The sequence below is a fragment of the Brevundimonas sp. genome, from assembly GCF_030656255.1.
Lineage (GTDB): Bacteria > Pseudomonadota > Alphaproteobacteria > Caulobacterales > Caulobacteraceae > Brevundimonas.
Genome location: NZ_JAUSOE010000059.1, coordinates 1 through 13,333 on the forward strand (window position 1 = coordinate 1; position 13,333 = coordinate 13,333).

Annotated in this window: 11 protein-coding genes; 6 read left to right on the forward strand and 5 right to left on the reverse strand. The window is 69.1% G+C overall.

Features of this window, described 5'->3' with window-relative positions; all coding sequences use genetic code 11:
* The coding region (locus Q7J26_RS06395; RefSeq protein WP_304935663.1) for an amino acid permease at positions 1-826 on the reverse strand (826 nt) is incomplete at its 3' end.
* A 166-nt stretch (positions 827-992) separates the two neighbouring features.
* Between Q7J26_RS06395 and hrpB the strand changes: the two genes are divergently transcribed.
* Both hrpB and Q7J26_RS06405 read left to right on the forward strand, forming a co-directional pair.
* Positions 993-3,428 carry an ATP-dependent helicase HrpB gene (gene hrpB, locus Q7J26_RS06400; protein ID WP_304935664.1) on the forward strand — a complete coding sequence of 812 codons (2,436 nt, stop codon included), beginning with the start codon at positions 993-995 and terminating at the stop codon, positions 3,426-3,428.
* Between the two features lie 63 nt (positions 3,429-3,491).
* Positions 3,492-4,778, forward strand: a complete 1,287-nt coding sequence (locus Q7J26_RS06405) for an MFS transporter (RefSeq protein WP_304935665.1) — start codon at positions 3,492-3,494, stop codon at positions 4,776-4,778.
* On the opposite strand, the gene Q7J26_RS06410 is transcribed toward Q7J26_RS06405, so the two are convergent.
* From Q7J26_RS06410 to Q7J26_RS06420, 3 genes are read right to left on the reverse strand one after another with little or no spacing between them, the layout of a single operon-like run.
* Complete coding sequence (locus tag Q7J26_RS06410; protein WP_304935666.1) at positions 4,775-5,584, reverse strand: RNA methyltransferase; 810 nt, start codon at positions 5,582-5,584, stop codon at positions 4,775-4,777. The two genes, Q7J26_RS06405 and Q7J26_RS06410, sit on opposite strands and share 4 nt — an antisense overlap.
* Entirely contained in the window at positions 5,581-6,492 is a 912-nt protein-coding gene (locus tag Q7J26_RS06415; RefSeq protein WP_304935667.1) for a class I SAM-dependent methyltransferase, read from the reverse strand. The genes Q7J26_RS06410 and Q7J26_RS06415 overlap by 4 nt, the downstream gene beginning before the upstream one ends.
* An 18-nt stretch (positions 6,493-6,510) precedes the next feature.
* Entirely contained in the window at positions 6,511-7,896 is a 1,386-nt protein-coding gene (locus Q7J26_RS06420; protein WP_304935668.1) for a glycosyltransferase family 2 protein, read from the reverse strand.
* A 131-nt stretch (positions 7,897-8,027) separates the two neighbouring features.
* Between Q7J26_RS06420 and Q7J26_RS06425 the strand changes: the two genes are divergently transcribed.
* The 4 genes from Q7J26_RS06425 to Q7J26_RS06440 are packed head-to-tail and all read left to right on the forward strand — an operon-like array spanning position 8,028 to position 11,195.
* Entirely contained in the window at positions 8,028-8,657 is a 630-nt protein-coding gene (locus Q7J26_RS06425; protein ID WP_304935669.1) for a TetR/AcrR family transcriptional regulator, read from the forward strand.
* Between the two features lie 35 nt (positions 8,658-8,692).
* Positions 8,693-9,457: an ABC transporter substrate-binding protein gene (locus Q7J26_RS06430; RefSeq protein ID WP_304935700.1), complete on the forward strand. Its 765-nt coding sequence runs from the start codon at positions 8,693-8,695 to the stop codon at positions 9,455-9,457.
* On the forward strand, positions 9,454-10,443 hold the full coding sequence (locus Q7J26_RS06435; RefSeq protein WP_304935670.1) for an iron ABC transporter permease: 990 nt from the start codon (positions 9,454-9,456) through the stop codon (positions 10,441-10,443). The genes Q7J26_RS06430 and Q7J26_RS06435 overlap by 4 nt, the downstream gene beginning before the upstream one ends.
* Positions 10,440-11,195: an ABC transporter ATP-binding protein gene (locus Q7J26_RS06440; RefSeq protein ID WP_304935671.1), complete on the forward strand. Its 756-nt coding sequence runs from the start codon at positions 10,440-10,442 to the stop codon at positions 11,193-11,195. Before Q7J26_RS06435 ends, Q7J26_RS06440 begins: the two co-directional genes overlap by 4 nt.
* Here Q7J26_RS06440 and Q7J26_RS06445 read toward each other — a convergent pair.
* Entirely contained in the window at positions 11,189-13,249 is a 2,061-nt protein-coding gene (locus tag Q7J26_RS06445; RefSeq protein ID WP_304935672.1) for a transglycosylase SLT domain-containing protein, read from the reverse strand. The two genes, Q7J26_RS06440 and Q7J26_RS06445, sit on opposite strands and share 7 nt — an antisense overlap.
* Positions 13,250-13,333: the final 84 nt, after the last annotated feature.

The window sequence follows — 13,333 nt, forward strand, 5'->3', positions numbered from 1 at the left end:
AGATGGCGAGCGAGCCGATCAGGCCGATCGGCACGTTGCGTTGCGGGTTCTTGGTTTCTTCGGCCGCCGTCGAAACGGCGTCGAAGCCGACATAGGCGAAGAAGATCGACGCGGCGGCGCCGACGATGCCCATGCCCGAAGAAGCGCCGAACATGCCGTTGGGCGAGAAGGGCGACAGGTTGGCCGTCTTGATCACCGGCAGGGTGATGACGATGAAGACGGTCAGGGCGACGACCTTGATGAGGACCAGGACGGCGTTGACGCGCGCCGATTCCGTGGTGCCGAGCATCAGCAGGCCCGTGACCAGCAGGGCCACGACGATAGCCGGGATGTTGACGATCCCCGCCGAGAAGTCGGGCATGGGGAGGAAGCCGTTCATGCCCCAGGTCGGTCCGGCGGATAGCAGATCGGGGAAGTCGAACCCGAGCCCCTGTTCTATCAGCCCCAGGACATAGCCCGACCAGCCGACAGACACGGCCGAGGCGGCGACGGCGTATTCGAGGATAAGCGCCCAGCCGACGGTCCAGGCCAGCAGTTCGCCCATGACGGCATAGGTATAGGTGTAGGCCGAGCCGGACACCGGGGCCATGGCCGCCAGTTCCGAATAGCAGAGCGCCGCGACGGCGCAGACCGCGCCGGCGATGACGAAGCTGACCATCATGCCCGGGCCGGCTTTCTGCGAGGCCGCCGCCGTCAGGACGAAAATGCCGGTGCCGATGATGGCGCCGATGCCCAGCAAGGTCAGTTGAATAGGTCCGAGCGACCGATGAAGCGATTTCTTCTCGGCCGTGGCCAGAATCGCGTCGAGCGACTTAACGCGCCACATAGAATACCCCCACGTTTACAGCGGCCCCTCGGCCACGTCGGGCGGACGCTAGCGGCGGATCGAATGGCGCGCAACGCGCATGACGAGGCGGTAAAGCCCTCACGACGCTTTCGTGATCACCGCGCATCGGTGGCGCATCGGGGGCGCATCGGGTTAGAGGCGGGACATGTTGCCGATCCACGCCGTCCTCGAACCGCTGAAAGCCGTCCTCGCGGCCGGAAATACGGCGGTGCTGGCCGCGCCGCCGGGGGCGGGCAAGACCACGGTCGTGCCCTTGGCTCTGCTGGATCAGCCCTGGCTGGGCGAGGGGAAGATCCTGGTGCTGGAGCCGCGCCGTATCGCCGCACGGGCGGCGGCGGACCGGATGGCCGACACCCTGGGACAACAGGCCGGCGGGACGGTGGGGTATCGCACCCGTCTGCAGAGCCGGATCGGGCCTCAGACGCGAATCGAGGTGATCACCGAGGGGGTCTTCACCCGGATGATCCTGGATGATCCGGGCCTTGAGGGTGTCGGCGCCGTCCTGTTCGACGAATTCCACGAGCGTAGCCTGGACGCGGATCTGGGCCTGGCCCTGGCGCGCGAGACGCAAGGGGTGCTGCGCGAGGATCTGCGGCTGCTGGTCATGTCGGCGACCCTGGACGTGGCGGGGGTGTCGAGACTTCTAGACGGCGCGCCGGTGATCGAGGCGGAGGGGCGGGCCTATCCGGTCGAGACCCGCTATCTGGGGCGCAATCCGGCTGAGCGGTTCGAGGAGGCGATGGCGCGAGCCTGTCTGACGGCTCTGGGCGAAGAGACGGGGTCGGTGCTGGCCTTCCTGCCGGGACAGGGCGAGATCCACCGGGTCGCGCGGCTGGTCAACGAACGGCTGCGGCTGCCGAACGTCGATGTGACGCCGCTGTACGGCGGTCTGGACCGGGTGGAGCAGGATCGGGCCATCGAACCGGCGGCGGCGGGACGGCGCAAACTGGTGCTGGCGACCTCGGTGGCGGAGACCAGTCTGACCATCAACGGGGTGAGGGTGGTGCTGGACGGCGGCCTGTCGCGCGTGCCCCGGTTCGAGCCCGCGAGCGGCCTGACGCGGTTGGCCACGGTGCGGGTCAGCCGGTCGTCGGCGCAACAGCGGCGGGGACGGGCGGGGCGGACCGAGCCCGGCGTCTGCTATCGGCTGTGGGACGAGGAACAGACACGGGGTCTGGTTCCGCATCAGCGGCCTGAGATCCAGGAGGCGGATTTGACCGGCCTGGCGCTGGACCTGGCGCGCTGGGGCGCGCGGTCGGTCGAGGGGCTGGCGCTGCTGGACCCGCCCCCGGCCGGGGCCATGGCGGAGGCGCGCAAGGTGTTGAGCCGTCTGGGGGCGCTGGACGCCGAAGGCGGACTGTCGGATCACGGACGACGTCTGACCCGCATCCCGTTGTCGCCGCGCCTGGCCCATATGGTCGCCGTGGCGTCGGACGCCGGGGACGCCATGACCGGGGCGCGGATCGCGGCGGTGCTGAGCGAGCCGGGCCTGGGCGGGTCAGGGGTGGATCTGGCGGATCGTCTGGTCGGGCTGGAACGGGATCGGTCGTCCCGGGCGCGGGATGCGCTGAAACTGGCCGACCGGTGGGCGAAGGCGGCGGGCGGGGGCAAGGGCGAGACGGTCGAACCGGGCCTGTTGCTGGCCGAGGCCTTTCCCGAACGGATCGCCAAGGCGCGCGGCAAGACGGGCGAACTGTTGCTGGCCAGCGGACGCGGGGCCGTGCTGGACGCGACCGATCATCTGGCGCGCGAAACCTGGCTGGCGGTGGCGGAACTGGGTGGGGGCGAGGCGCGCGACCGTGTGCGGCTGGCGGCGGCGCTGGACGGGACGCGGATCGAGGCGGACCTGGAGCGATTGATCGAGATCGAGGATCGGCTGGTCAAGGAGCCGTCCGGCCGGATGGTGATCCGGCGTGCGCGCCGGATAGGCGCCCTGGTGCTGGATGAAAAGGTGATCGGCGCGCCGGACGCCAAGACCATGACGGCGGCTCTGCGGGCCGAAATCGAGGCCGAGGGGCTGGGCGCCCTGCGTTGGGGCGAGCAGGCGACGGGGCTGCGGGCGCGGCTGGCCTTTCTGCATGGGTTGGATCCGAGCTGGCCGGATGTTTCGGACTCCGCCCTGCTGGAGGCGAGGACGGACTGGCTGTGGCCGCTCCTGGAGGGGACGAAGTCGCTGGTGGCGATCAGCGACGGGCGGCTGGCCGAGGCCCTGCGGGGGCTGATCCCCTGGGATTTGCAGCGCAGGCTGGATGAGCTGGCGCCCAGTCGGCTGGACACGCCCCTGGGGTCGGCGGGGATCGACTATGGCGCCGAAGGCGGGCCGCGAGTCGAGATCCGGGTGCAGGAACTGTTCGGCGTCGTCACCCATCCGACCGTCGGGGGCGGGCGGGTTCCCCTGACCCTGTCGCTGCTGTCGCCGGCGCGGCGACCTGTTCAGGTGACGAAGGACCTGCCGGGTTTCTGGGCCGGATCCTGGGCGGCGGTGCGGTTGGATATGCGGGGTCGCTATCCGCGCCATCCCTGGCCCGAGAACCCCGCCGAGGCCCAGCCGACCAACCGGGTCAAACCCCGCGGCACCTGAGCGCCGGACTTGACCGCGCGAGACGCGCAAAGCATTGGCTTTGCTTCCAAGCAGGATTTCACCGTGTCTGACGCAAAGATTGTTTCGCCGACCGCCCGGAAGGGGCGGGTTCTTTTCGCCAGCCTGATCGGCACCACGATCGAATTCTATGACTTCTACATCTACGCCACGGCGGCGGTGCTGGTGTTTCCGAAGCTGTTCTTCCCCGGCGCGGATCCGACGACGGCCATGCTGTCGTCCTTCGCCACCTTCTCCATCGCCTTCTTCGCGCGGCCCATAGGCGCCCTGGCTTTCGGGCATTTCGGGGACCGGGTGGGGCGCAAGGCGACGCTGGTCGCCGCCCTGATGACCATGGGCGTGTCGACCGTGGCCATCGGGCTGCTGCCGACCCATGCCTCGGTCGGGATCATCGCGCCGTTGTTGCTGGCCCTGTGCCGTTTCGGACAGGGGCTGGGCCTGGGCGGCGAATGGGGCGGGGCGGTGCTGCTGGCCACCGAGAACGCCCCGCCAGGCAAGAAGGCCTGGTTCGGCATGTTCCCGCAACTGGGCGCGCCGATCGGCTTCATTCTGTCGACGGGCGCCTTCATCGTGCTGACCTCGACCATGAGCGAGGCTCAATTCGAGGCCTGGGGGTGGCGTCTTCCCTTCCTGGCCAGCGCCCTTTTGGTGTTCGTCGGGCTGTGGGTGCGGTTGAAGATCACCGAGACCCCGGAGTTCCAGAAGGCGGTGGACCGCAACGAGCGGGTCAAGGCGCCGGCCGTCACCCTGTTCGCTCATCACAAGATGGCGTTGTTCCTGGGGACGTTCAGCGGGGTGACGACCTTCTCGCTGTTCTATCTGATGACCGTCTTCGCCCTGGGCTGGGCCACGACGGGCATGGGATATGAGCGGGCGGACATCCTGCCGATCCAGTTGATCGGAGTGCTGTTCTTCGCCGCCTTCATACCGGTGACGGCCCTGCTGGCGGACAAATACGGGCAGGTGCGGGTGCTGATTGCGTCTTCGGTGGGCATCGGCCTGTTCGGCGCCCTGTTCGCGCCCTTGTTCGGAGCGGGCCTGACGGGCCTGCTGATCTTCTTCGCCCTGGGCTTCGGGCTGATGGGCTGCACCTATGGGCCCATAGGCGCGGCGATGGCGCGGCCCTTCCCGACGACGGTCCGCTATACGGGAGCGTCCATGGCCTTCAATCTGGCGGGGATCGTCGGGGCGTCGCTGGCGCCCTATCTGGCGACCTGGCTGGCGCAGAACTATGGGCTGGCGGCGGTCGGCGGTTATTTGGCCCTGTCGGCGGTGGTGACCATCCTGGCCCTGTGGGGCATGGGACGGGTCAGCCCGGAGACGGAACTTTAGGTCTCGTCCGTGGCGGCGTAGACCATGATGCCTGTGGCGATGGCCAAGTTCAGGCTGTCGGCCCGGCCGCGCATCGGGATCTTGACGTTGACGTCGCAGGCGGCGGCCAGTTGGTCGGTCAGGCCGGCCTGTTCGTTGCCCATCAGAATCAGCGACGGTTTTTGCATCACCGCCGAGCGGTGGCTGACCTTGGCGTCCAGGCGGGTGCCGACGACGCTGCCGGGCCAGGTCTTGCGCCAGGCCAGGAAGGCCTCGGGGTCGGTCCTCGTGATCGAGACGGCGAAGACCGAGCCCATGGTCGCGCGCACGGCCTCGACCGAATAGGGATCGACGCAGTCGCCGATCAGGATGACGCCGCCGCAGCCGGCGGCATCGGCGGTGCGGATGATGGTGCCCAGATTGCCGGGATCGCGCACCTGCTCCAGGGCCACCCAGCAGGGGGCGGAGGCCGGGTCCAGGCTGTCGAGAGGCGCATAGGCCTGGTCGAACACGCCCAGCACGGTCTGAGGATTGTCGCGACGGCTGATCTTTTCGAGGATGGCGTGGGTGACGATGATGATGTCGCCGCCGGCCTTGCGCGTTTCGGCCTTGGCCCGGTCCAGCAGGGGGTGGGGGCGGGCTTCCTCGCCGACCAGCAGCATGCGCGGCGCGCGACCCAGGTCCAGGGCCTCGCCGATGAACTTCAGACCCTCGGCCAGGAAGGCGCCGGTCAGGTCGCGCTCCTTGCGCATGTGCAGGGCGCGGACGCTCTTGATCGTGTCGTTCGTCAGGGAGGTGATGACGCGATATTCGTCTCGGGCGCTCATCGGCTCCACCGCGCGAAGAAGGACAGGCCGATGGCGCGGGCGTCCGGGCCGTCTTCGGACAGGGCCAGTTCGCCCCAGTCGATGCGACCGCCACGATCATGCGTCGCCTCGGCCATCAGATGGGCCAGGGACAGGCCCGAGACCCGCGCGGCATAGGCGTTCAGCAACAGGAAGTCGGCGTCGTCGGCCAGAAGGGCGGCGCAGTCCTTCAGCAGGGGCGGCATGTCCTCGAACAGGCGCCAGACCTCGCCGGTCGGGCCGCGTCCGTATTTGGGCGGGTCCAGGATGACGCCGTCGTATTTGGAGCCGCGACGGACCTCGCGGGCCACATATTTGCGGGCGTCCTCGACGATCCAGCGGATCGGGTGCTGAGCCAGGCCCGACTGTTCGGCGTTTTCGCGGGCGTAGTTGACCGACTTCTTGGAGGCGTCGACGTGGGTGACCTCGGCTCCAGCGGCGGCGGCGGCCAGGCTGGCGACGCCGGTGTAGCCGAAGAGGTTCAGGATCTTCGGCGCTCTGCCGGCTTCGCGCGTAAAGCTCCGCACGCGGTTGTCCAGCCATTCCCAGTTCGCGGCCTGCTCCGGGAAGAAGGCCAGGTGGCGGAAGGGGGTGAAACGGCCGGTGAATTTCACGTCGCGCCATTTCAGGGGGAAGGCGTCGATGGGGCCGTGCTGGTCGAATTTCCAGCGGCCGGAGTCTTCCTCTTCCTGCTGGGGATCGAAGGTGGCCGTGGCCTTGTCGAACGCCGACGGATCGCGCGGGGACCAGAAGCACTGGGGCTCGGGACGGACCACGGTGTAGCGGCCGTAGCGCTCCAGCTTCTTGCCGTCGCCGCTGTCCAGCAGGGCGTAGTCCGACCAGCCGCGGGTCACGAGGGTTTCGGGGGTGGGGGAGAGCAGGGGCGCCATTGTGCGGCTGATAGGCGGTCAGGCGGCCTCGCGTCCAGCGTCCACCGTCATCCCGGACGTGCATTCGGCATCGAACTCGGCGTCGTGGGTCGTCTTGTCCCACGCATAGGGGGCGACGATCAGCCGCCAAAGGGCATGGACGAAGGCCAGGCTGAGTAGGGACCAATAGGCCGGGGCGGCCAGCATGTCGGTCAGCCTATAGTCCAGCCCGGCCCGTTTTGCGCCCGCCGCACAGCCCATCCATGCGGCGATGACGCCCACGGTCAGGACGGCCAGGGACGCCAAGGGCACGGCCGGGGCCATGCCGACGTGAAGGGCGACCATCAGGGCCGCAATGAGCCAGGCCAGGGTGGGCGCGTGGGAAGCGGCCGAGACGATGGCTGCGCCCAGCGTCATGACCAGCGACAGCTGGCCGCGCCGACCCAGGGCCAGAGGCGTCCGCGTGTGGACGCCCCAGGTCTGCATATAGCCTTTCAGCCAACGGGTGCGTTGCGGCAGCCAGCGTTCCAGCGCCCCCGGCGGCGCTTCCCAGGTCGGGCTTTCCAGCACGCCCAACCGCCATCCCGCAGACCAGAGCTTGAAGCCCAGATCCGCGTCTTCCGTGACATTATAGGCGTCCCAGCCCCCGACCCGACGAAGGGCGGCGGTCCGCAGGTGATTGCTGGTGCCGCCCAGGGGAAAGGGCAGGTTCAGCTTCGCCATGCCGGGCAGGTTGACCTCGAACAAGGCTGCGTATTCGAAGGCAAATTGGCGGTCGAGGAAGGTCGAGAGTTCGGCGTTGCGCCGGCGAATCCGCAGGGGCGCCTGAAGGCATCCCAGTCGCGGTTGGTCAGCAAAACGCGAGGCCGCCTCGCGCAACTGGCCTGGATCGGGTTCATCCTCGGCGTCGTAGATGGTGAGCAGTTCGCCTGTCGCGAAAGACAGGGCGTGGTTCAGAGCGCGGGGCTTGGTTTGGGGCGCGCCCGGGGGGACCACAAGAATTCGAAGCCAGCTCGGCCGCCGCGCAGCCTTGGCCGCATTGATGGTGGCCTGATCGTGGGCTTCCAGCACGAGAAAGCCTTCGAGTTGACGCCTTGGATAGTCAATTTTGGACAGGCGCTGGATAAGCTGCGGCACGACGGCCGCCTCGTCATGAAGGGCGGCCAGAATAGTGTAGCGCGGCCACCGGGGCGGCTTGGACGGCGGGGGAAGTGGACGAAGACTGGCGATGACCAAGGCCGCGCGCCACAGGGCCGAGGCGACGACGCCCATTTGAATCCCGATGAGCGACGCCGAAAGCGTCGAGCGAGGCCAGACAATCCCTGCGGCGACAAGCGCCGTCGCCAGGATCGTGACGATGATCGCTTGCCCCCAGGTCGGCGTCCGTCGCACCGCGCCGATCTGCGCCGCAGCCTTCGTCGTCATGTCCGTTCGCCCCCGCGCCCAGCGGAACACAACTAGAAATATTCATTTGACGCAACCTTGTTCTGTGAGACGTCGATTGGCGTCGATGACAGATTGTCGCTATTCAGGACGGGCCAGATCCGGAGTCGCCGTTGCCCGTCGTTTCGCCATCCTCGCGTTCCAGTCGCAAACCCAAGGGCGAGGGCCATTCGCGGCGTGGCGAGATCCTCGCCGCAGCCGAACGCATCTTCGTCGAGTACGGCTATGAAGGGGCGACGATCCGCAAGATCGCCGACGAGGTCGGCCTGTCTTCGACCGCCCTCTATATGCATTTCCCCGACAAGGGTGCGATCCTGCAGGAAATCTGCCGCCATGCGTTCGAAGAGCTGATTAGGGCGGCGGAATCCCTGTCCGCCCTCGATGCGCCGCCCGAGGTTCGCCTTCGGCGCATGATCGAGGTCTATGTCGATTTCGGATTCGCCAATCCGAACGCCTATCGCCTCATCTATCTGACCCGCCCCGTCGAGGCCCGGGACGGTGCCCAGAGCCTGTCGCAGGAACTGGGGGCGGGGGTCTTCGCCGCCTTCGAGACCCTGGTCGGTGAAACCGTGGCTGCAGGGCGAATGCAAGGGGATCCCCGCACGATCGCCCAATCGATCTGGGCCTCGGCCCATGGCGTCGTGTCCCTGATGATCACCAAACCCTATTTCCCTTGGGCGGAACGTGAGGCGCTGGTGAAGACCACGCTGGACGCCGTCTTTGCCGGCCTGCTGAAATCGTGAACCGCCTTTGGGGGCTGGCGGCGGCGGCTGCGGTCATGGCCGTCGCCCAGGGGGCGCAGGCGCGTCCCTTGCGGGTCATGGCTCTGGACCAGTGCGCCGATCAGTATGTGCTGGCGCTGGCGCCGGACGCCGATCTGGCCCTGTCGCCGCGCGCCGACGATCCCGACGCCTGGTTGAGGCGCGAGGCCGCCGGTCACCGGCGTCTGCGGCCGACGCTGGAGGCGGCGGTGGGGTTCAAGCCGGATGTAGTCGTGCGCTATTGGGGCGGAGAACCCCGGCTGTTGAACGCCCTGGAAATGCGGGGCGTCAAGGTCGTCACCATCGCGGACGCGACCGATCTGGACGGGGTCCGCGCCAATATCCGCACGACGGCCCAGGAACTGGGCCAGGTCGAGCGCGGCGCGCGGTTGGAGCAGACCATGCAGGCCAAACTGAACCAGGCGGCGGCGCCTCGTGATGGGCCGAGGCCGGGCGCGGTCTATCTGACCTCGGGCGGGTTCACTTCCGGACCCGGCACCTTGATGGATGCGATGATGCGCGCCGCCGGGTTTCGCAATCTGACGACGACGCCGGGGTTCGGCGTGATCAGCGTCGAGCGGATCGCCATGGAGCCGCCGATCCGGTTCGTGCTGGGCTTCTTCGATCAGTTGCGGGCCGACTGGCGCGGACCGGGCCGGCATCCGGTGGTGCGGCGCGCGGCCCAGGGACGGACGGCGGCGAAACTGCCGGCGGCGGTGCTGACCTGTCCGGCCTGGTTCGCGGCCGACGGGGTCGAGATGATGGCGCGAGGGCGGCCATGAGCCGGACGGCGCGGCTGTGCCTGATCCTGGGGCTGGTCATCGTCGCAGCCCTGGCGGCGGCGGTGATGATCGGCGAGACGGGATTTGACGGCGCCCAGTATGCAGCGGCCTTCAGCGATCCGACGTCGGGGCCCTGGGAGGTCTTGTGGCAGGTCCGTGCGCCGCGTGCGGTCTGCGCCCTGATGGTCGGGGCCGCGCTGGGTCTGGCCGGGGCGGTGATGCAGGGCCTGCTGCGCAATCCGCTGGCGGATCCCGGCGTTCTCGGGGTGTCGGCGACGGCGGCCCTGGGGGCGGCTCTGGCCATCGTCCTGGGCGGCGCCGGGGTGACGGGCGTGGTCGAGATGTCCGCCCTTGTCGGGGCGGCGGCGGCGGGCGGGCTGTTGATCGCGGCCTCGGGCCTGATGCGGGCGCCGGAGGCTCTGATCCTGTTCGGGGTGGCCTTGTCCAGTTTCGCCGGGGCGGTCACGGCGTTGATCTTCAATCTGTCGCCGTCGCCCATCGCCCAGGCCGAGGTGATGTCCTGGCTGCTGGGGTCGGTGCAGAACCGCAGCTGGGTCGATGTGGCCTGGGTCACGCCGGCGGTGGTCGTCGCGGCGGTCTTCGCCGGTCTGTCGGCCGGAGGGCTGCGGATGCTGACCCTGGGCGACGAGGCGGCGGCCGCGTCGGGCCTGTCCATGGGACGGATTCGCGCCTTCGCCCTGATCGCGGCGGCGGTGGCGACGGGGGCGGCGGTGGCCGTGGCCGGCGTGATCGGCTTCGTCGGTCTGGCGGCGCCCCATCTGGTGCGGGCGGCGGTGCGCGGCGATGCAGGACGGATACTGGCGCCCTCGGCCCTGGCCGGCGGCTTGATGCTGGTGGTCGCCGACCTGCTGGCGCGGCTGACGCCGACGGATCAGGAACTGAAGCTGGGGGTGTTCACCGCCTTGATCGGCGCGCCCCTGTTCGCCTTGATCGCCTGGCGCGCGGCGCGGGAGTGGCGGCTGTGAGCCTGTTGTCGTTGAACGCCGTCGGGGCCAGGATCGGGCGCGAGCGGGTGCTGGACGGGGTCAGCCTGAACGTCTGCGCCGGCGAGGTCGTGGCCCTGTGCGGCCCGAACGGGGCGGGCAAGAGCAGCGTCATCCGAGCGGCGGCGGGCCTCTTGGCCTTGGAAAGCGGCGCGGTGCGACTAGGCGACGACGACATCGGCCGTCTATCGCCGCGCCAGAGAGCCGAACGCCTGTCCTATCTGCCGCAGGAGCGGCGGATCGCCTGGAACCTGCCTGCGGTTGAGGTGGCCGCCCTGGGCGCGCCCTTCCTGGCGGGCGGGGCGGCTCTGGATCGGGCCAAAGAGGCGCTGCTCGCTGTTGGGGCCGGGCATCTGGCGGATCGAGGCGTGGCCGAAATGTCGGGCGGCGAGCGGGCGCGGGTTCTGCTGGCGCGGGCCCTGGTGGTCGATGCGCCGCTGTTGCTGGCGGACGAGCCGACGGCGGGTCTGGACCCGGACGCTCAGCGGCTGGTGCTGGAACAGCTGCGGGCGCGGTCTAGAGCCGCCGCCGGGGTGCTGGTCAGCCTGCATGACCTGACCCTGGCCGCGGCCTTTGCGGACCGGGTCGTCGTGCTGGACGGCGGACGCGTCGTCGCCGACGCCGCGCCGCTGGACGCCCTGGCGCAGCCGGTGCTGCGCCAGGTCTTCGGCCTGGATGGGACTTGGATCGAAGGGCCGGACGGGCCGCTGCTGGCGGCCCGCCGGGCTCAGTAGGCGGCGTAGGGGCGGGGACCGGCGGCCGCGCCGCGTGCGATGTCGGACGAGGTCGTGAGAGGGGCCGAACCGCCGTTCAGCCGGGCCTTATAGACCGCCATATTCTCCATCACCCGCATCATATAGTTGCGCGTTTCTGTGAAGGGCGCGCATTCGATGAAGTCGATAGCCGCATTGGAATCGCCGCGCGGGTCGCCGCAGCGGGCGATCCACTGGTTCGGACGCGCCGGGCCGGCGTTGTAGCCCACGGTCGCCAGCAGCATGGAGCCGTTGTTGGCCGTCATCAGCTCGCCCAGGTGATAGCTGCCCAGGGTCATGTTGTAGTCCGGGTCCCACAGCTGTTCGGCCGAGAAGCTCATGCCCAGTCGACGGGCGACGCCCGAGCCGGTGGCGGGCAGGAACTGCATCATGCCGCGCGCGTCGGCGCCCGAGCGGGCGCGGGGATCGAAGCTGGATTCCTGGCGGGTGATGGCCTGGGTGAACTCCAGCGGCGCGGCGCCTGCGACCTGGGGCGGGATGCGGATCGGATACATGCGTTCGGGCAGGACGAAGCCGCGCTGGCTGGCGGCGCGACCGACCATCATGGCGGTGAAGCCTTCGCCATAGCCCCGCGACAGGTCCATCAGCAGGGCCAGGTCCTCGATGGTCGGCAGGTCATTGTCGAGTTGATAAGCGAAGACGCGCAACAGGCTGGTCTCGCCGGTTTCGCCCAAGATGCGGGTGGCGCGGACAATCTCGTTGGACTCGAACCGGGCGATGTCGGCCTGGGTCGGGGCGGGTTCTCCGGGCAGCTGCAGGCTGGTCATGCCCGCCTTCTCGGCGGAGAGCTGGCCGTAGAAGGTCTGCCAATGCTGGGCGCCGTTGCGATAATAGGTCTGGGCGGCCTCGCGCTCGCCCCGGGCCTCGGCGGCCCGGCCCAGCCAGTAATAGGCCCGGCCCTGGGTGATCGGGGTCGAGGAGGCGGTGCGCAGGGCCTCGAAATGCCGCGCGGCGACCTCGGGCTGGTTCAGCTTGGTCAGGGCGACCCAGCCGGCGAAGAACTCGGCATCCACCATCCGGTCGCCGGCGGTGAAGCCGTGGCCGTTCATGGCGTCATAGGCGGCGCGCCAGTTTCCCTGCTGCAGAGCATCGAGATAATAGTTGCGGCGCTCGGTCCACAGGGTGTTTTCACCAGCCGAATGGTCCGGGGCGGGCGGCAGGTTCGCCAGCAGGGGGAAGGCTTCCGATTGGCGATTCTGCGAGCGCAGGATGCGGACCCGTTCCAGCGTCACCGCCGGATCAGCCGCCTGGGCCGGGCTCAGGCCGGCGACGACGGCGTCGGGGCTATAGGCCGTGCGCAGGGTCATGACCGTATTGGCGATGCTGGCGCGCTCCGGCGAGACCAGGCTCAGCATGGCGCGCGTCGCCGGGCCATGGGGGCCGAGCAGCAGCATGTTCAGCCGCGCCTCATGATCGTCAGGGGTCAGCCAACCGCCCCAGCGCGCCAGGATGCGCGATTGCGGCGCCTCGTCGAAGGATCGGGTCCGCCACCAGTCGCGGATCAGGGCGCGGGCCTCGTCGCGACGTCCACGCTGCTCCAGAGCCGCCGCATTGGCGATGGCGCCTTGCACGGTCTCGGGCGCGTGGTCGGAGAACAGGGCCATGACGGCGTTCGGCGCGGCGCCTGTGCGGTCCAGCACCACCTCGGCGGCGGCGCGACGTGATTCGGCGCGAGGCCAGCCGGCGAGATCGGTCTGGGCCTGGGCCAGTTCGGCGTAGGACAGTTGTTCGCCGGATGTATCGATCAGCGCCCATTCCACCAGTTTGCGGGCGGTCGAGTCGCGTAGCTGCGACATCGCCGACTGGGCGCCGGGGACGTCGCGCGCCCGGGCGGCCGCCAGGCCCTGACGGAACAGCGCCGTATCCTGATCATTGAGCACCCGGCCCTGATAGGTGGGGCTGTATCCGGGAACAGTTTGTGAGACGGCGGAATAGGGAACAGGTTGACCGGGCAGGGCGTCCTGCGGGGTCGGGGCGAGGACGGCGAGGGCCGCCGCCAGGCTGGTCGCGATCATGATATTTCCTGTTCTCATTCATCCCGGTTGCGGCGAAGCCGCTGGCGACCTAACGTCCCGCGCTCTCAAGACAGAGGTTCTGGA